General features: G+C 65.5%; 15 protein-coding genes and 2 tRNA genes. 2 read left to right on the top strand and 15 right to left on the bottom strand.

The features are described 5' to 3' along the window. Positions 1-96 precede the first annotated feature (96 nt). The 11 genes from D9M09_RS22400 to D9M09_RS22345 form a co-directional block, all read right to left on the bottom strand. The gene (locus D9M09_RS22400) at positions 97-1,719 is read right to left on the bottom strand and encodes a histidine-type phosphatase (protein ID WP_121670412.1); all 1,623 of its coding nucleotides are present in this window, start codon (positions 1,717-1,719) and stop codon (positions 97-99) included. Positions 1,720-1,799: 80 nt separating this feature from the next. Continuing rightward, a complete protein-coding gene (locus D9M09_RS22395) occupies positions 1,800-3,200 on the bottom strand; it encodes an alkaline phosphatase family protein (RefSeq protein ID WP_070220788.1) in 1,401 nt (466 codons plus the stop codon). A 240-nt stretch (positions 3,201-3,440) separates the two neighbouring features. Beyond that, a complete protein-coding gene (locus tag D9M09_RS22390) occupies positions 3,441-4,460 on the bottom strand; it encodes a LacI family DNA-binding transcriptional regulator (protein ID WP_121670411.1) in 1,020 nt (339 codons plus the stop codon). A 163-nt stretch (positions 4,461-4,623) separates the two neighbouring features. Further along, positions 4,624-7,098 (bottom strand): TonB-dependent siderophore receptor, encoded by a 2,475-nt coding sequence (locus D9M09_RS22385; RefSeq protein WP_121670410.1) that lies wholly within the window; start codon positions 7,096-7,098, stop codon positions 4,624-4,626. A 73-nt stretch (positions 7,099-7,171) separates the two neighbouring features. After that, positions 7,172-8,176: a FecR family protein gene (locus D9M09_RS22380; protein WP_070300266.1), complete on the bottom strand. Its 1,005-nt coding sequence runs from the start codon at positions 8,174-8,176 to the stop codon at positions 7,172-7,174. After that, a complete protein-coding gene (locus tag D9M09_RS22375; protein ID WP_070223020.1) occupies positions 8,173-8,700 on the bottom strand; it encodes a sigma-70 family RNA polymerase sigma factor in 528 nt (175 codons plus the stop codon). The genes D9M09_RS22380 and D9M09_RS22375 overlap by 4 nt, the downstream gene beginning before the upstream one ends. Before the next feature lie 180 nt (positions 8,701-8,880). Beyond that, positions 8,881-8,957 (bottom strand) — tRNA-Met (locus tag D9M09_RS22370). 59 nt (positions 8,958-9,016) lie between these two features. Continuing rightward, positions 9,017-9,093 (bottom strand) — tRNA-Met (locus D9M09_RS22365). A 227-nt stretch (positions 9,094-9,320) separates the two neighbouring features. Continuing rightward, complete coding sequence (miaA, locus tag D9M09_RS22355) at positions 9,321-10,268, bottom strand: tRNA (adenosine(37)-N6)-dimethylallyltransferase MiaA (RefSeq protein ID WP_121670409.1); 948 nt, start codon at positions 10,266-10,268, stop codon at positions 9,321-9,323. A 99-nt stretch (positions 10,269-10,367) separates the two neighbouring features. Then, the gene (mutL, locus tag D9M09_RS22350; protein ID WP_121670408.1) at positions 10,368-12,281 is read right to left on the bottom strand and encodes a DNA mismatch repair endonuclease MutL; all 1,914 of its coding nucleotides are present in this window, start codon (positions 12,279-12,281) and stop codon (positions 10,368-10,370) included. 143 nt (positions 12,282-12,424) lie between these two features. Further along, entirely contained in the window at positions 12,425-13,363 is a 939-nt protein-coding gene (locus tag D9M09_RS22345) for a peptidylprolyl isomerase (protein WP_121670407.1), read from the bottom strand. Between the two features lie 248 nt (positions 13,364-13,611). Here D9M09_RS22345 and D9M09_RS22340 point away from each other — a divergent pair, with 248 nt between their 5' ends. Further along, positions 13,612-14,262, top strand: a complete 651-nt coding sequence (locus tag D9M09_RS22340; RefSeq protein WP_070223029.1) for a VTT domain-containing protein — start codon at positions 13,612-13,614, stop codon at positions 14,260-14,262. 99 nt (positions 14,263-14,361) lie between these two features. Here the strand turns inward: D9M09_RS22340 and D9M09_RS29810 are convergent, their stop codons facing one another. Then, positions 14,362-14,553 (bottom strand): hypothetical protein, encoded by a 192-nt coding sequence (locus D9M09_RS29810; RefSeq protein ID WP_240453691.1) that lies wholly within the window; start codon positions 14,551-14,553, stop codon positions 14,362-14,364. Between D9M09_RS29810 and D9M09_RS22335 the strand changes: the two genes are divergently transcribed. After that, complete coding sequence (locus tag D9M09_RS22335) at positions 14,552-15,451, top strand: carbonic anhydrase (RefSeq protein ID WP_343216092.1); 900 nt, start codon at positions 14,552-14,554, stop codon at positions 15,449-15,451. The two genes, D9M09_RS29810 and D9M09_RS22335, sit on opposite strands and share 2 nt — an antisense overlap. Here the strand turns inward: D9M09_RS22335 and D9M09_RS22330 are convergent. The 3 genes from D9M09_RS22330 to tsaE are packed head-to-tail and all read right to left on the bottom strand — an operon-like array spanning position 15,448 to position 18,148. Then, complete coding sequence (locus D9M09_RS22330) at positions 15,448-16,284, bottom strand: D-hexose-6-phosphate mutarotase (RefSeq protein ID WP_121670406.1); 837 nt, start codon at positions 16,282-16,284, stop codon at positions 15,448-15,450. The genes D9M09_RS22335 and D9M09_RS22330 overlap by 4 nt on opposite strands. A 14-nt stretch (positions 16,285-16,298) precedes the next feature. Next, a complete protein-coding gene (locus tag D9M09_RS22325) occupies positions 16,299-17,696 on the bottom strand; it encodes an N-acetylmuramoyl-L-alanine amidase (RefSeq protein WP_070223035.1) in 1,398 nt (465 codons plus the stop codon). After that, entirely contained in the window at positions 17,660-18,148 is a 489-nt protein-coding gene (gene tsaE, locus D9M09_RS22320; protein ID WP_070312279.1) for a tRNA (adenosine(37)-N6)-threonylcarbamoyltransferase complex ATPase subunit type 1 TsaE, read from the bottom strand. Before tsaE ends, D9M09_RS22325 begins: the two co-directional genes overlap by 37 nt. Positions 18,149-18,201 lie beyond the last annotated feature (53 nt).

The raw sequence follows: 18,201 nt of genomic DNA, 5'->3' as shown, positions 1-18,201 counted from the left end.
GGGAGTCCGTGACGTGATGAGTTCCTGGGCGCAAGCCTAGCATCAAACGCCAAACTGGCGGGCACGGCTGGGAGCCGGCCCGCCTGCACTCCGTGATTACTGCGCCACGTGGCCGTAGCAGGTCTTCAGCTTCGCATATACATAGAAATGGCTGCCGGCCGCATGGCGCGCGCCATCGCAGGCGGCCTGGAAGTCGGTTTCCTTTTCGTTGTACAGCATTTTTACCAGCACATTGCCGCTGGCGTCGCGGTACACGTCCCACTGCATGTTGGCCGCCATCGGCGCCACGTACAGGCCGCGCCAGCTGCTGTTGTCATAACTGTAGGTCTGCGCCGCCGGCAGCGCGCCGACGACGGTCTTCAGGCCCATGGCCGTGGCCAGCGGGATGATGGCTTCCGCATGCGTGAAGCGCAGCTTGGCGCCGTGCGACAGGTCGCCGCGCGCGATGGCGTCCACTTCCGTGAAGAAGTCCTCGCGCAGCGCGCGCACGTAGTTCCAGGTGACGCCGGCGCTTTCCGTGGTGCCGGGACCCTTGTTGTAGAAATCCTGGTAATCCTGCACGAAGGCCTGGTACTTGGCCGCGTCCGACGGCATGTACTGCACGAAGTCGGCTTTGACCTCGTTCGTCATGCCGGCCATGATGGCGTACAGGTTGTACAGCACGGACGCGGCATCGGCCAGGCCCTTGATGGTGGTCTCGCCGTCGCCCGTGACAGTGTTGGTGAACTTGCCGTCGTCGCTGGTGAAGCTGTAAGTACCCGTATTGGCGAAGCTGTAGGTGCCGTTGTCGATCTTGTCGACAAACGCCTTGCTAAACAGCCGTTCCAGCACTTCACGGCCCAGGGTGCGCGCCGTGGCGTCCGTGTCGATGGCCGTGTACTTGGCCAGGAAGTCGGGGCTTTTCAGGTAGTTCTGGTAGGCCTGGCTGTCCTGGTAGGTCTGGTAGTAGCCGTCGAGGGCATCGGTGACGAGGTCCGTCTTGGGCACCAGCTTGTGCGCATACAGCAGGAAGCGGTTGGTGCCAGCTGGCTGCGCCACGGGCTTGCCGGCCGGGTAGCCGGCGGGCGCGGGCGGCAGGGTGATCAGCGGCGCGACGTTGGGTGCCGTGGCGGCCAGCGACTGCGCAAAATACGCGGCGCTGTCCTTGGCGCGGTCCACGCCGGAACTGACGGTGACGATCTGGCGCGGCGCGCTGGCGGCGTTCGCGCCCAGTTGCGTGAACAGGGCGGGCAGGCGCGCCAGCATGCGCACGGCCAGCTGCTTGTGCTCATTGATGCCCGTCTGCGACAGGTTGCCGTAGCCGGGCGCCGTGATGCCGTCCACGCCGTAGCCGAGCAGCGCGTTGGCCTTCATCAGTTTCAGGATGTCGGCGCCCAGCTTTTGCCCCAGCGGCGTGAGCGCATCGTCGGCGGCGGCCCTTTGCCAGACGTTGTAGAAGGCGGCGTCGTACTTCATGCTCGACAGGCCGCGCGAACCGTGGCGAGCCACCAGTTCGGTGAACACGGGCGCGTAGCCGGCCGGCGTGGCTTCATACGTGGCCGCCTCCTGCTGCGGCGTGTACGGCGTCTTGGTCTGGTAATAGGTGGCGGGCGGCGGCGTCACAGGGGGTGTCACCGGCGGCGTGACAGGGGGCGTCACCGGAGGCGTTGTCTCGCCGCCGCCACAGGCGGCCAGGGAGAGCATCAGGATGGACAGGGGGAGATGGCGTGCATGCAGCATGGCGTTTCCTTTGGATGTGAGTTGCCCGGGCGCGCCGCGCAGGACGGCGCACCCAGGGCAGACAGGCAGGATGGTGGAATTTAGAGCTTGAGGGCCTTGGCCAGGCTGTTGGCGCGCGCATCGCGCTCGCTCAATGGCGCCAGGCCATGGCGTTCCTCGATGAACTTCAGGATCGACACGGTTTCATACTCGGTATGGTCGATATGCCCGCCTTCGCTGAACGGCGAGATGACGAGGGCGGGGATGCGCGTGGCCGGGCCGAAGCGGTCGCCTTTGGGCGGCGCCACGTGGTCCCAGAAGCCGCCGTTTTCATCGGTGGTGACGATGATGACGGTATCCTTCCATTGCGGGCCTTCCATGATGGCGTTGATGATGGCCACGCCCTCGTCGTCGCCGGCCGCCACGCTCGATTTGTCCATCCCCGGATGCATGTTCTTCTTGCCCATGGGCTTGTAGAACGAGACGGGCGGAAGCTTGCCCGCCTGGACGTCGGCGATCATGTCGGAGCGGTCCTTCAGGTGCGTGGCGCGCTGCTGCGGGCTGTCGATGAAGCGCTTGAAGTAGGTGAACGGCTGGTGGTGATACGAGAAATCGTCGGCCTTCTTGCCCGACTTGGTCGAGGCGACGGCGATGTCGTAACCGTCCGCATAATAGACCCACGAGATACCCTTGTCCGTCAGGCGGTCGCCGATGGTGGGCATGGTTTGCGGCGGCAGGAACGTCTGCTTCTTGGTCGGGTCGAACAGCAGCGGGCCCTGCATGGTGTTGACGGCGTAGCCGTCCTGCGTCACTTCCGCTTCCTCGCCCTTCTTGTGGCCGGTGCCGCGCTCATCCTGGGCGACGATGGACTTGGGCGCGTTCGGGAACACGGGCGTGCAGGCGCAGGTCAGCCACATGTGGTTGAGGAAGGAACCGCCGTAAGCGGACTGGAAGAAGCGGTCGGCCAGGGTGTAGCGCTGCGCCAGGGCCCACAGTTTGAGCTTGCTGCCGTCGAAATAGCCCATGGGCAGGGCGCCCGTGTTGCCCTCGACGACGAAGCGGTCGTTCTTGCCGTCGTTGATCTGGCGCTTGTGCGTCCAGAATGCGTGCACGGGACTGGCCGTCTTGTCGCCCAGCGACACGCTCGGCTCCATGTGGAAAGGCGCGTTGGCGATGTCGCCCTTGAAGCGCTGGTCCAGGCCGCCCTTGTCGAGTGCCACGGCGGGCAGCATCGCATACGGCTTGCCGTCGGGACCGGTCTGCGTGGTGGTGTCCGGCGAGCGGCCATTGGCGATGCCGTCGGCGCCGGGGAAGGTGCCGAACAGGTGGTCGAAGCTGCGGTTTTCCATGTACACGACGACGATCTGGCCGATCTTCGCCAGCTTCGGATCGGCGGCGGCACTGGCAGCCGTATTGTGCTGCATGCCGGCGGGGGTGGTGCAGGCCGCCAGGCCGATGGCCCCGGCGCCGAACAGGGCGATTCTTAGAACGTGGTTCAACATAACGGTCTCCTTGATACGCCTCCGTGGACGGGGCGCTTTTTTTAGTGGTATGGCCAGAACAGGCTTTTTGAAGAAATTGCACACGTGTGCAGTACACGTGTGCAAACAGTAACCCGGATTTTTTTCGATGTCAACAAGTACAGGCGGAGGATGAAAAAGTGTGGAAAACGGGGAACGGCGGGCGCTGCGGGGCGGTGGGGGCGGGCAGACGGCGTTGCGCCATCTGCCGTATTGAATCGCTTAGCGCGTCGTGCCGCGCCGCACCAGGGTGACGGGGACTTCCTTCAGGCGGCCCGGCATGGCAAATTTTTCCATGCGCTCGACCAGGCTCTTGACGGCGCGGCGCGCCAAGTCGCCCGCATCCTGGCGGATGGTGGTCAGCTGGTAGGCGTCGAGCGCCGCCATGGGAATGTCGTCGAAGCCGATCACCTGCAATTGCGCAGGCACGTCGATGCCGTACTTGCTGCGCGCCGCGTCGATGAAGCCGCAGGCGATCAGGTCGGTGGCGCAAAAGACGCCGTCGGGCAGCTTGCCCGAGGCGAGCAGGGCGTCGGCCGCTTCCTGGCCCGCCTGGTAGCCGATGGCGTCGGCCAGGTATTCGCCGGCCGTGCAGCGCTTCTTCGCCACGGCCGGCGCCAGATGGTCGAGGAAGGCCTTGCCGCGCGCGATGCCGCTGAAACTGCTGGCGCGCGTGTTGACGAAGGCCAGCCGTTTGGCGCCGCTGTCGAGCAGAGTGCTGGCCGCCAGTTCGCCGCCATGGCGGTTGTCGCTGTTGACCACGTCGACGCCCTTCAGGTCGCGCGCGCGGTTGATCATGGCCACCGGTACTTGCCGCTGCAGGTATTCCGTCGCCACGGCGGACGGCGGCGAGCCGGACGTCATGATGACGCCGGAAATCTTGTAGCTGAGGAGGATGCGCAGCAATTCGCTGAGGCGTTCGGGATCTTCCGCATTCATCAGCAGCGGCACCAGCGCATGTTCGCTCAGGCTGCGCGTGACTTCGCCCAGCAGGGCCACGCGGAACGGGTCCGTGAAGCCCGTGATGACGACGCCCACCAGATTGCTTTGCCCCTGGTTCATGCTGCGCGCCAGGATGTTGACCTGGTAGCCCAGCGACTGCGCCGCTTCCATCACGCGGGCCCGCGTTTCGGGCGCCACGCTGGCGCCGGGCGTGAATGTGCGCGAGACGGCGGAGCGCGAGACGCCGGCCCGTTTGGCGACGTCGACCGAAGTGACCCAGGACTTGTCTTTTTGTTCCATTGACGGTGTAGATGATTGAGAGGCCGATGCACGATGCGGTGCGGCGCAACGCCGCGCCATCATCTTAGCCGAAAATCCCGGCCGCGGCGCGAACTGAATGCCGGTGGCACTATCAGTCACGCGGCGCGGGCCGGCGTTGCCGGCCCTCAGCTTTTCAATCGTCCTACCACTTCGGCGTGTACTTCAGGGTGAACTGCACGTTGCGCGGGTCGCCATAATAGTTGTTCGACCCGGTGGTGTTGTAGGCCGGGATGATGTAGCGCTTGTCGAACAGATTGTTGACGTTGACCGACAGGGCCACTTGCGGCGTGGCTTGCCAGCCCAGGCGTGCATTCCAGATCGAGAAACCGGCAACCTTGAACGTGCGTTCGGTATCGACCGTATGGCTTTGCAGGCTGGTGCCGGCGCCCACGCTGAACTTGTCCCACGCGCCGGGCAGGGTATAGCTCGACCAAAGGCGCAGCATGTGCTTCGGCGTCCACGTGGAAAAGACCTGGCCCTTGTTGTCCGGATCGTCGAGGTAGGTCGTCGTCGTGTAGGCATAGCCGGCCGACAGCTGCAGGCCGCGCGCCACTTCGCCCGACACCTCCGCTTCCAGGCCCTGGCTGCGCACCTTGCCCGAGGCGCGCGAGCAGTACCAGCCGTCGCAGGCGAAACCGGCAGCGTAGTCGGTGACGGCGCGGTCCTTGTGGTCATAGCGGAATACGGCCAGCGAAGTGTTGACCTTGCCGTCCACCAGTTCACCCTTGATGCCGCCTTCGTAGCTGCTGCCCGTGATCGGCTTGAGGGTGCGGCCGGCCACATCGTGGTTCGTCTGCGGCTGGAACACGTCCGCATAGCTGGCGTAGGCCGACCATTGCGGCGTCAATGCATAGATCAGGCCCACCGATGGCGTGAACCTGGCCGTGGCGCGGGTGGCGTCGCGGTAGCCGTCCGGCGTGGCATACAGGAAGTCGTACCAGCTGAAGCGCCCGCCCAGCAGGGCTTTCAGCTTGCCCGTCAGCTGGCCGTTCCAGGTGGCGTACAGCCCTTTCTGGCGCATGTCGTAGGTGCTGTAGCTGCTCACGCCGCGCGCGGCGATGCTGTCGAAGTCCTGCCACGGGCGATGGTGCTTGATGTTGAAGATATCCGCGCCCGTTTCCCACGCGCGCGCATAGCGGTCGTTCGACGTCATGCTGACATAGCTGGCGCCGGCGACGATTTCCTGCGCGATGCCCAGGCCGTCGAATTTGCCGCGCACGAAAGCGTCGATGCCGCGCTTGCGGTTGTCGAAATCGGTGGAAAAGTCGCCATAGCGCGCGCCGCTGCCATCGGGTTTGATGGCGAAGGCCGTGCGCTGGTGCGTGGAGCTGGTGCTTTCATTCATGCCCAGCGCCGAGGCCTTCAGGCTCCATTGCGTATTGAAGTGGTGTTCCAGGTCCAGGTAGACGGTGCTCTGTTCCACCAGGCTGCGGTTCCAGTCGGCGCCCGTGAAGGTGGAGCGCGGCAGCGGCAGTGCGCTGCCGTCGACGTAGCGGGGCAGGCCGATGAAGGTGGGGCGGCCGTGGGCCTTGACATGGCTGGCGGCCAGGCCGACCGTGGTGGCGGGCGCCAGGTCGTAGTCGATTGCCGCGTACAGGGTGCGGCTCTTGCTCCATACCTGGTCGATGAAGGAGTGGCTGTCGTCCTCGTCGACGATGGCGCGTCCGCGCAGGCTGCCTTCCGCGTTCAGGGGCGTGCTGATGTCGACCTGGGCGCCATAGTGGTCCCAGGAACCGGCGCGCCCCGTCAGCGTGATCGCGCGTGTGGCCAGCGGGCGCTTGCGCACCAGGTTGACGGAACCGCCGGGGCTGCCCGTGCCAACGAGCATGCTGGAAGCGCCGCGCAGCACTTCCAGGCGGTCGTAGATGACCATGTTTTCCTGGCCCCAGTTACCCAGCGCATAGGTGTTGCGGTCGATCGGCACGCCGTCGTATTGCCATTGGTCGATCTGGAAGCCGCGCGCCGTGATGACCACGCCCGGGCCCACGCCATGCACGCCCACCACGCCGGTGACGTTGTTGACAGCTTCGCGCAAGTCCGTGATGCCCTGGTCGTCCAGGCGCTGGCGCGTCAGCACGCTGACCGATTGCGGGATGTCCTTCATCGCTTGTTCACCCTTGCCGATGGTGAGCTTGCGCGCCGTGTAGGAACCGCTGCCTTCCGTGGTGGCGCCTTGTTCGGCCTGGCCGACGATGGTAATCGAGGGCATGGTGCGCTCGCCCGCCGAAGCGGAGCTTGCCGCCGCCGTGGGGGCGGACGCCGGTGCGGCCACCAGCACATAGCCGGTGGACGTCTTGCCGATGGCATAGCCGCTGCCGCGCAGCAGCATGGCGAAGCCGTCGTCGATGGCGTAGCTGCCTTGCAGTCCGGCCGTCTGCAGCCCCTGCACCTTGGCCGCGTCGATGACGATGGACACGCCCGCCTGCTGTGCATAGCGGTTCAGGGCGCCGGCCAGCGGGCCGGCGGGAATGGCGTAGCTGGCGACCGCCGGCACGGCCTGGGCGGCTGCCTGGGCATGCAGGGCGGCGCCAGCGAGCAGCATGGCCGCCAGGGCCAGCGGGCGCAGACGCGTGCGCAGGGTGTTCGGGGAGGAAACGGCAACGACTTGAGCGTACATGGTGACAGCCTTTTTTGAATGATCTCAGCTGCCTTGACGCGCGAGATGCGCCAACACGAACCTGCGTGGCAAATTATTTTTTTGCGGTGCCAGTGCTTGGCGCGTCGACCATCACCAGGTAGCGCGTCAGCATGCGGATGCGCAGTTGCGGGAAATTGTCGATCAACAGCTGCAGCGCCTTGTCCGTGTCGTCCAGCGGCAGCACGGCCGCCACGCGGATGCCGGCGATCTGCGCGCGGTCGTAATGCAGCTGGCCGGGACGGTGGCGCGCCAGCTCGTCGAGCACCTCGGCCAATGGCTGGTCGTCGACCACCAGCTGGTGCGCGTGCCACGCTTGCTGCACGCTGACCGCATCGATGGTTGTTAGCGGTCCGACGCCATCGCCCGTGATGCGCGTGCGCTGGCCCGCCCGCACCACGACGGCAGGATGTTGCGGCACCTGCGCCGATACTGTCGACTCCAGCATGTTCAGGATGGTGGCGCCGTCTTCCCGGCGCACGCTAAAGCGCGTGCCCAGCGCGCGGATCGCCGCCTGCCTGCTGTCGACGATGAAGGGGCGCTGCACATCCTTGGCGACGTCGACGAGGATGTCGCCACGCACCAGTTCCACGTGCCGCTCGCCCGCAGTAAAGCGCACGTTGACGGCGCTGCCGCCGGCCAGGGTGATCCGGCTGCCGTCGGCCAGGATGTGCGACTGCCATTGCCCTGTGGGGCTGCGCAGGTCGGCCAGCAGGTAGGCGGGGCGCTCGCTGGCGACCATGGCCGTGCCCAGCACCAGCATGGCGACGGCACTGGCGGCGGCCAGCTGGCGCAGGCGCTGGCGGGGGCGATCGGGGGAGATGGCGGCCAGGGCGGCCCGGGCGGGGCGATGGTCGCCGCCGGCCGGCTCGCGCACGGCGTGCAACTGGCGCAGCAGGTTTTCCATGCCGGCCGCTGCGTTCGCGTGCAGCGGGTCGGCCGCCTTCCATGCGGCGAAGCCGGAGCGTGCCTGTTCGCGCTCGGCCGGGTCGTCGGCGCTCAGGCGCACGATCCACTGCGCGGCCTGTTCGGCTGTCGCGTCGGTGCGCGCGCCCTTCATGCCGCCATGGCCGGGCAGGCGTGGCGGCAGGCCAGCAAGGCTTGCACCAGGTATTTTTGCACCATGCGCGTGGAGACGTTCAGCTGCGCGGCGACGGCGGCCTGCGGCTGCTCTTCCAGGTAGTGCAGCAAGAAGGCGTCGCGCGCCCTGGCGGACAAGCCGGCCAGCGCCGTGGCGATCTGCCCGAGCGCCTGCACGGCCATCAGGATCTCGTCCGGCGACGGCGCGCCGGGCAGGCTGTCGGCCAGCAGGGCCAGTTCCGCCAGGTAGCTGCGCTCGAGTACCTGCCGGCGCGCGCGGTCGAGCAGCAAGCGCTTTGCCGTGGTGGACAGATAGGCGCGCGGCTCGCGCATGCCGAACAGGGCGTCGCGCGAAGCGATGATGCGCACGAACGTGTCTTGTGCCACATCGGCCGCGCCATGCGGACAGCTGAGCTTTTTGCGCAGCCAGCCCACCAGCCAGCCATGATGCTCGCTGTAAAGCGACTGCACTTGCTGTTGCAGGCTGGGTTGGATGGCGGACATGGGGAATGAATAATATAAATGAGAATTATTCTCATTGTAAGCGCCAGCGGCGTCTCGCCACAATCCCCGATTGCATGCGGAAGGGGCGGGTGTTGCGCGCAGGCCGCATGCGCGGTAGCCGGAAATGAAAAAACCCGCCGCTGCACGGGGCAGGGCGGGTTCATCAATGCTGCAAATTCTTGGTGGTGATAGGTGGACTTGAACCACCGACCCCAGCATTATGAATGCTGTGCTCTAACCAACTGAGCTATATCACCAAACAGACCGGTCAGACCGGATGCTGGTTTTGACCAGGTGAAACCTGATCGATGTTCTTTGGTGGTGATAGGTGGACTTGAACCACCGACCCCAGCATTATGAATGCTGTGCTCTAACCAACTGAGCTATATCACCCAACAGCCGAGCATTATCCAGTCTTCCGATTTCCTTGTCAATGCTGGAGCAAAAAAATGTGCGGGTTTTTCGTGGTGGATTGTTGTATGGCTATTTCAGCAACGCTTGAATCTGCGCCAGCATGGCCGCGGCCGGGTCACGTCCCAGGCAATCGATGACGACGCGTTCCGGCATCGAGCGCAGCCTAAGTCGAGCCTAGCGCTTGGCCAGTTGTTGTGTGGCGACGCTTATGTCAGCAAAGGGGCGATTTGTGCCAGCATGGCATTGGCCGGATCAGCTCCCAGGCAATCGATGACGATGCGCTCCGGCATCGAGCGCAGCCATGTCAGCTGCCGCTTGGCCAGCTGGCGCGTGGCGATGATGCCGGTCTCGCGCAGCGCGGCGCGGTCGATGCGGCCGTCGAGGTATTCCCAGGCCTGGCGGTAGCCCACGCAGCGCATCGACGGCAGGCCCGGGTGCAGGTCGCCGCGCCGGCGCAGCTGTTCCACTTCGTCGAGCAGGGCGTCGTTTTTCAGCATGAGGTCGAAGCGCGTGGCGATGCGCGCATGCAGCACGGCGCGGTCGGACGGCTCCAGTGCGAACGATTGCAGCCGGAATGGCAGCACGGTCTTTTCGCGGCGGTCCAGCAGGGCCGACATGGGCTGGCCGGACAGGGCGATGATTTCCAGCGCGCGGCCGATGCGCTGCGCGTCCTGTGGCGCCAGGCGCGCGGCCGTGACGGGGTCTTGCTCGGCCAGGCGCGCATGCATGGCGGGCCAGCCGATGGCGGCCGCGTCTTCTTCCAGCCGTGCACGCAAGGCTGGATCGGCGCCTGGCAAGTCGTCGAGACCGTCGGCCAGGCCCTTGAAGTACAGCATGGTGCCGCCGACGAGCAGCGGCAGCTTGCCGCGCGCGGAAATTTCCGCCACCAGACGCAGGGTATCGTTGCGGAACTGGGCCACGGAATACGCATCGAGCGGGTCGATGATGTCGATCAGATGATGCGGTACCTGGGCCAGTTCTTCTTGCGACGGCTTGGCCGTGCCGATATCCATGCCGCGGTAGACGAGGGCGGAATCGACGGAAATGATCTCGGACGGGATCGCTTGCGCGATGGCCAGCGCACTGGCCGTCTTGCCGCTGGCCGTGGGGCCCATGATGGCGACGGCCAGGGGGAGATGTGGGGTGTTTTGCATGTTGACTCGTGTAAGGTGATGCGTAGGTCGGCTTAGCGCAAGCGTAAGCCGACGTGATGACGCCGCTGCAGTGTCGGATTACGCTTGCGCTAATCCGACCTACTGGCCGCGCAGGAACAGCTTGTCTAGCGCGTTGATCTCGACCTGCACCCAGGTGGGCCGGCCATGGTTGCACTGGTCGGCGCGTTCCGTGCTCTCCATCTGGCGCAGCAGGGCGTTCATCTCTTGCACCGACAAGATCCGGTTGGCGCGCACGGCCGTGTGGCAGGCCAGGGTGCCCAGCAATTCGTTCTGGCGCTCGATCAGCACGCGCGAGCCGCCGTATTCGCGCACGTCGCGCAGCACGTCGCGCGCCAGGGTTTGCGCGTCGGCGTTCTTGAGCAGGGTCGGCACGGAGCGTACGGCCAGGGTGGTGGGCGACAGGGCCGCGATATCGAAGCCCAGCGCTTTCAAGGTGTCCTGGTTTTCATTCGCCGTCGACACTTCGATGGCGTCCGCGTAGAACGTCACGGGGATCAGCAAGGATTGCACTTGCATGTCCTGGCCGGAGACCTGGGCCTGCAGCGCGTTTTTCAGCTGTTCGTACAGGATGCGCTCGTGCGCCGCGTGCATGTCGACCAGCACCAGGCCCTTGGTGTTTTGCGCCAGGATGTAGATGCCGTGCAGCTGGGCCAGGGCAAAGCCCAGCGGATATTCTTCGCGCGCCATCGCTTCGGGCGAGGCGATGTAGGGCTCCACCTGCGTGACCGGCGAGTTGGCGGCACCTGCGCCGCCGCCGAACAGGGCGCCGTAGGCCGCCGTGTCCTGGGCCACGCCTGGCGCCTCGGCAAAGAAGGGGCGGGCCGCGCCGGGCGAGGCGGGCGCGAAGGTATTCGTAAATTGCGCGCCGAACGAGGTCTGCGTCTGTTCGCGGCGCCAGATGCCGGGGCCGCCGTTCGCTGAGCCGGCGTCGCCGCCGCCCAGGGTGGAGGCTGCCGGCAGCGGTGCCGGCACGCTGCCGAAGGCCGTGGCCGATGTCTGCGCCAGCGCGCGCTGCACCGCATGGAAGACGAACTGGTGCACGGAACGGCTGTCGCGGAAGCGTACTTCGATCTTCGACGGATGCACGTTGACGTCGACCAGGGCCGGGTCGAGGTCGAGCGCCAGCACGTACGACGGGAAGCGGTCGCCATGCAGCACGTCCTGGTAGGCCATGCGCACGGCGTGCACGAGCAGCTTGTCGCGCACGAAGCGCCCGTTGACGTAAAAGAACTGGCCGTCGGCGCGCGCCTTCGACGCCGTCGGCAAGCCGGCAAAGCCGTGAATGCGCAGGCTGCCGGCCGACTCGTCCAGCGCCAGGCGCGCTTCGGCGAAGTCGTTGCCCAGGATGTGGGCGCTGCGCTTGGCCAGTTCGCTGATATTCCACTGGTCGATGGTGCGGCCGTTGTGCGACAGCGAGAACGACACGTCGGGCCGCGCCAGCGCGATGCGGCGCACGACTTCGGCGCAATGGCCGTACTCCGTCTGCTCGGATTTGAGGAATTTGCGCCGCGCGGGCGTGTTGAAATACAGGTCCTGCACGTCGACCGTGGTGCCGTGCGCGCCCGACGACGGCGACACGCTGCCGTTGTGCGAGCCGACGATTTCCCACGCATGGGCCGCATCCATCGTGCGCGAGGTCACGGTGACGGCGGCCACCGAGGCGATCGAGGCCAGTGCCTCGCCCCGGAAGCCCAGGGTGCCGACGTTTTCCAGGTCGTGCAGCGATGCGATCTTCGAGGTGGCGTGGCGCGCCAGGGCCAGCGGCAGCTGGTCCTTATCGATGCCGCGCCCGTTGTCGGTGATCGCGATGCGTTTCACGCCCCCTTCTTCCAGCCGCACGGTGATCTGCGTGGCGCCCGAGTCGAGGGCGTTTTCCAGCAATTCCTTCACCACGGCCGACGGCCGCTCGACCACCTCGCCGGCGGCGATTTGCGAAATCAACTGGTCAGGCAAGGCCTGGATCGGGCGGTGGGGCGTGATGGGAGCGTTCATGCGGTAATTATACCGGGGTCAGACCCGCAACGCCGCCTACGCAAAGCGTCGCGCCAACGTACTTGGGGTCAGACCCTCAACACCGTTAACACAAAATTTGGCGCCAACGTACCCGGGGGTCTGACCCCAGCCTTGGTCCCTATTTACTTCCCCACCTCCCGCACCGGTATCGGCGCATTGCACAGGTCGACGTGGCCGGCCGTGACCTTGCTCCACGGGCCGCCGCGGTGGCGCTGGGCTTCCAGCACGGCCTGGTAGGCGGCGCTGTCGGTACGCATCACTTCCAGGTTGCTGCGCTGCTCCGGTGGCACGCTGGCGGCCAGGCGGATGGACTTGATCGGCACGTTTTTCTCGGGGCTATCGTAAAAGCCCATGGGCGCCGTGCCGCGCGGCAGGGTGGACAGCAATGGCATGCCGGAGACGACCCGGCCGACGACCGTGATGTCGCGGTCCAGGTGGCGCGGCGACTGGCCGATGACGGCGTACAGCTCGGTGCCGCCGCCGCTGTCGCTGGCGCTGTCGCGGCCCACGCCCACGGTGGCATAGCAATGCGTGAGCCAGGCCGTGCCGGTTTTCGGGTCGCGCGCGGATGGAAAACCGTTCGAATGGCCGACCTGCGGCGCATAGCCGTCAACGTCCGGCAGGCGCGTGAAGCTCTTGATGTTTTTCAATGGCACGGTGAATTCGCCGGGCAGGGTGCGCTGGGCGTGCTGGATGGGCTTGGGATTTTTCTCGTTCGGATCGCCCCACTGCGCCACCCAGTTGTCCTGCGCGCGCGTGATGGCCAGGCCGTCGTAATACTGTTCGTCCACCAGGGCCTTGATGTTGGCCACGTGCTTCGGTGCGAAGTCGGGCGCCAGTTCGATCACCACGCGGCCGGCGGGAATGTCCAGGTACAGGGTGTTGTCCGGGTCCAGCGCACGCCAGTCGGACGGTTTCGAGGCCTTGATCACGTCGGCCAAGGTTGCCTTGGCGGGCAGTTCGGCGGGCGCCTTGATCTGGACAGGGGCTGCGTGGGCCGTCAGATGTGCAAGGCCCAGTACGGTGGCCATGGTCAGGCCGCTCAATGGGTGTCGATACATGTTTTCTCCTGGTGGGCGCGGGTTGCGCCGTGGAGAAAGTGTATACCGGAATGGCAATATTTCGCTGTAAAAACATTGCAGATGGCAATCCTGGCAGTTGCCTGCCGATATGGCGTTTCCTTAACCTTTACTTAAAATGCCACATCGCCAAGGGCGCTGCCGAATTAATCACGAAATATCGGCCCAGGGACTGCCGTTGCGCTGGCCGGGTGGTGTATGATTCCGCCGCTACCTTTAGGGAAAAATATATGGATTTTGTGCAATTCCTCGACATGATCGTGCATGTCGACAAGACGCTGGGCCTCTTGATCGAGCAGTACGGTACCCTCGTGTATGCGGTGCTGTTTGCCATTATTTTTTGCGAGACAGGCCTCGTGGTGCTGTTTTTCTTCCCTGGGGATACCTTATTGTTTATCGCCGGCGCGTTTTGCGCGACGGGACAGATGCACCTGGGCTTGCTGATCGCCTTGCTGGTGACGGCCGCCGTCACGGGCAACACGCTCAATTACTGGATAGGCGAGGCCATCGGGCAAAGGGTGTTTACCCACGATTACCGCTGGATCAACAAGGATGCCATGCGCCGCACGCATGAATTCTTTGAAAAGCACGGCGGCAAGACCATCATCCTGGCCCGTTTCGTGCCGGTGGTGCGCACCTTCGCCCCGTTCGTGGCCGGCATTTCCGACATGACGCATGCGCGCTTCCAGATGTACAACGTGACGGGCGCCCTGTTGTGGGTGGTCGGTCTGGTGACGGCGGGCTACTTCTTCGGCAATATTCCGTGGATCCGCGACCACCTGACCTTGATCGTGCTGATCGGTGTCGGCGCCGCGGTCGTGCCGGTGGTACTGGGCGGCTTGTGGAAACTCTACAAGCGCATGGTCGGCAAGTCGGCGTAAGGCCGCATGGATCCGGGGCAAGCGCGCTGCGGCACAGCCCGCAGCCGGCCCCGGATCCCGTTTTTCTCTCCGTTGTTTCTGTATTACGCCTGCGCTGATTCAAGTTTTGTTGCTTTCCAGCCGTAAACCAGAAGGTATTCTCACTTTCTGGATTTCCATGCGACATTTGAGCGCCCTGTTAGCTTGCAGCCTTGCCGCGATGGCGGCCATGGCAAGCGCCAAAGATGCCCCCGCTTCGGCGAGCGCGGCCGCCTCCGCGCCGATGTCGGCGTCGGCGCGTGCGGCCGCCATGAAAACCCTGACCGAATCGGTGAAGGGCAAGGAGGCCAAGGCGCCTGTCGTCGTCGCGCCCACGGCGCGCGAGAAGGAAGAAGCGGCCGAAGTCGACCTGTCCGAACGCATCGCGGCGCGCCTGGCGGAAATGCGCGCCACCCAGGCGGCCCGCGCCGCCGCCCGCGCCAAGCGGGCCGCCGTGGTGAAGGCCGCGCCGCCGCCACCGCCGCCCGTGGCGCGCGGCACGCACTGGTCGTACGAGGGGGAGAGTGGTCCGGCCAACTGGAGCAAGATCAATGTCGACTGGGCCAAGTGCGGCAATGGCAACCGCCAGTCGCCGATCGATATCCGCGATGGCATGAAGGTCGAGCTCGAGCAGATCAGCTTTGACTACCACCCGTCGTCGTTCAATGTGGTCGACAACGGCCACACGGTGCAGGTGGGCGTGAGCGGCGGCAATTACATCACGGTGCAGAACCGCATGTTCGAGCTGCAGCAATTCCATTTCCACCGTCCGTCCGAAGAGCGCATCAATGGCAAGGCATTCGAAATGGTGGTGCACCTGGTGCATCGCGATGCGGAAGGCCGGCTGGCGGTGCTGGCGCTGCTGCTGGAGCGGGGCGCGCCGCAAGCGACCATCCAGACCGTGTGGAACAACCTGCCGCTGGAAAAATTCGACACCATGCAGCCGACCATCCTGCTCGATCCCGCCGAGATGCTGCCGGCGCGGCGCGACTACTACACGTATATGGGATCGCTGACTTCGCCGCCGTGCAGCGAGGGCGTGCTGTGGCTGGTGATGAAGCAGCCGGTGCAGGCTTCGCCGGCGCAGATGGCGCTGTTCAGCCGTTTGTATCCGCTCAATGCGCGCCCGGTGCAAGCCGGTAACGGACGCATCATCAAGGAATCGAATTAAACGAATTCCAGGCGCTGGCGGCCGGTCCATTCGGCGCCGGCGGCCAGCAGGTCGGGCTGGATCAGGGCAGGCTCGATGCAGATGAAGCGCTGGTACTCGTCGTCGCCCAGGTCGGGCAGGGCGGCCGCGTCCTGCGCGCCGGGGTTCCACACGACGGCATCCGTGAAGCCCTGCTGCTCCAGGCGCAGCGTATGGCGGCCGGACTGCAGGGTCAGGGCGCCCGGCAACTGGTAATAGATGCGGTCCAGCTTGTCCAAAAATTGCAGCTCCTCTTCCGCCTGCAAGGCATCTTGCGGCGTCTCGTCCGAATAGCGCACGCGCTGCAGGCCGCCAACGCGGGCCTCGCTCAATCGTTCGATCGCAAAATAGCTGTGCAGGGCGGCCGAGAACGGAAACGCCTGTTCGCCCGTGTTGTGCACGGACAGGTGCAGTTCCAGCGATTGGCCTTGCACCGCCACGCGCAGGCGCAGGGTGAAGGCCCAGGGCCAGCTGGCGGCGATCGCCTCCGGCAGGTCCGTGTGCTGCAGGATGAATTGCGCCCATGCGGCCCCATCGGTGTCGCCCGTCGATTCCAGCTGCCAGGTCGCCACGCGCGCAAAGCCGTGGCGCATGCCCGTGCCGCGCGCGCCGAACTGGGGGAAGATCACGGGCACGCCGCCACGGATGGCGCGGCTGCCGTCGAGGGCGGAATCGCGGCTGCAGAACAGGCGCTCCTGGCCGTCGCTGGTTTGCCACGAGACCAGGTGGCCGCCGTACAGGGTGACGGTCGCCTGCGCGCCATCGGCGGCGCGGATGGTCACGGCCGGCAACTGGCCAAAGGTGCTGTTGCTCATGCTAGGCTTTCATGTCAGGTCAAACGGCTTTTCGCCAGCGGCGGATTCTTCGCAAAATAATTCTTGATGCCCGTGACGATGGCGTCGGCCATCTGGTCCTGGTAGCCGTTGTCGGTCAGCTTGGCTTCTTCCTCCGGATTCGAGATGAAGGCCGTCTCGATCAGGATGGACGGGATGTCCGGCGCTTTGAGCACGGCGAAGCCGGCCTGCTCGACGGAACCCTTGTGCAGGCGGTTGATGCCGCCGATTTCGCGCAGCACGGCCTTGCCCAGCTTCATGCTGTCATTGATCTGCGCCGTCGTCGACAGGTCGAGCAGCACGCTGGCCAGCTGCTTGTCGTGGTTCTTCACGTTCACGCCGCCGATCAGGTCGGCCTGGTTTTCCTTGTTGGCCAGCCAGCGCGCGGCCGTCGAGGTGGCGCCCTTTTCGGACAGCACGAAGACAGACGAGCCGCGCGCCGTCGGCTGGATGAAGGCGTCGGCGTGGATCGAGACGAACAGGTCGGCCTGCACCTTGCGCGCCTTTTCCACGCGCATGCCCAGCGGGACGAAAAAGTCGGCGTCGCGCGTGAGCATGACGCGCATGTTCGGCTGCAATTCCAGCTTGGTCTTGAGGCGCTTGGCGATGGCCAGCACCACGTCTTTTTCGCGGCTGCCCCGGCTGCCCATGGCGCCCGGGTCTTCGCCGCCGTGGCCCGGATCGAGCGCGATGGTAATCATGCGCACCACTTTCTGGCCCGGCAGGGGGCGCGCTTCGGGGCGCTGTTCCGGACGCAGTTCGGGCACGGGCGGCACGGTGGGCGCCGGCGGCGTCACGGCGGCCACGGGCGGCTTGCCGCTCTCGGGCAGCGGCAGCGCGGGCGGCGGCGTATGCGTGTCGGCCATAGGCGGCTTGGCGGGGTCGCTCGACCAGTCGCCCTTTTCGATCATCTGCGCGATCAGGTCCGGCTCGCGCACGGGATACAGGTCGAAGATCAGGCGGTGGTTGTAGGAGCCGGCCGGCGGCAGGGTAAACAGCTGCGGCGTGACTTCCTCCTTCAGGTCGAACACGAGGCGCACGACATTGGGCCGGTTCTGGCCCACGCGCACCTGCTTGATGTACGGGTCGTTCGACTGGATCTTCGCCACCAGGCCCTTCAAGGTGGGATTGAGTTCCAGTCCTTCGATGTCGACCACCAGCCGTTCCGGGTCCTTGACGATGAAGTGGGTCGCCTTGAGGATGCTGTCGTTTTCCAGGGTGACGCGCGTGTAGTCCTCGGCCGGCCAGACGCGCACGGCGAGAATTTGCGCCGCCATCGCCGACATGGGCGCGAACACGGACAACAGCAGGGTGCCGCCGGCCTTGAGCACCGTGCGCCGGGTGATGGGCGAGGAGATCAAAGGTTCGGGGCGAATTTGAGACGGTGAAGGCATGACAGACCCAATTCAGAAGACGCTTGCAATTCTACATCACGTCCTGTACCCGCAACGTTCAAATAAATATTCAGGTCGGCAGGCGGCAGCACCGGTTCGGCTTTTTCCGGCCATTCGACGATGCAGATATTGCGCCCGTCGAAGTCTTCGCGGAAGCCCGCGTCGAGGAATTCCTCGGCACTGCCCATGCGGTACAGGTCGAAGTGGATGACGTTGACGCTCTGGCCGTCGAGCCGCACCGTGTACGGTTCGGACAAGGTGTAGGTGGGGCTTTTGACGTGGCCCGCGTGGCCGGCCGCGTGCAGCAGGGCGCGCGTGAGGGCCGTCTTGCCGGCGCCCAGGTCGCCGTGCAGGTAGATCGCCAGGCCCGGCGCCAGCGCGCGCGCCAGCGCGGCGCCCAGCGCGGCGGTGCCGGCTTCGTCGTGGAGGTGGGCTGTGAAGTGTTCGGTCATGATCTTCCGTATCGCATAAAATGGAGGCTGCTGTCATTGTAACCGCCCGCGCG

Origin of the sequence: Janthinobacterium agaricidamnosum (assembly GCF_003667705.1) — a bacterium.
Taxonomy (GTDB): domain Bacteria; phylum Pseudomonadota; class Gammaproteobacteria; order Burkholderiales; family Burkholderiaceae_D; genus Janthinobacterium.
Note: the sequence above shows the minus strand (reverse complement) of the source record. Positions and strands in the feature narration are given on the sequence as shown.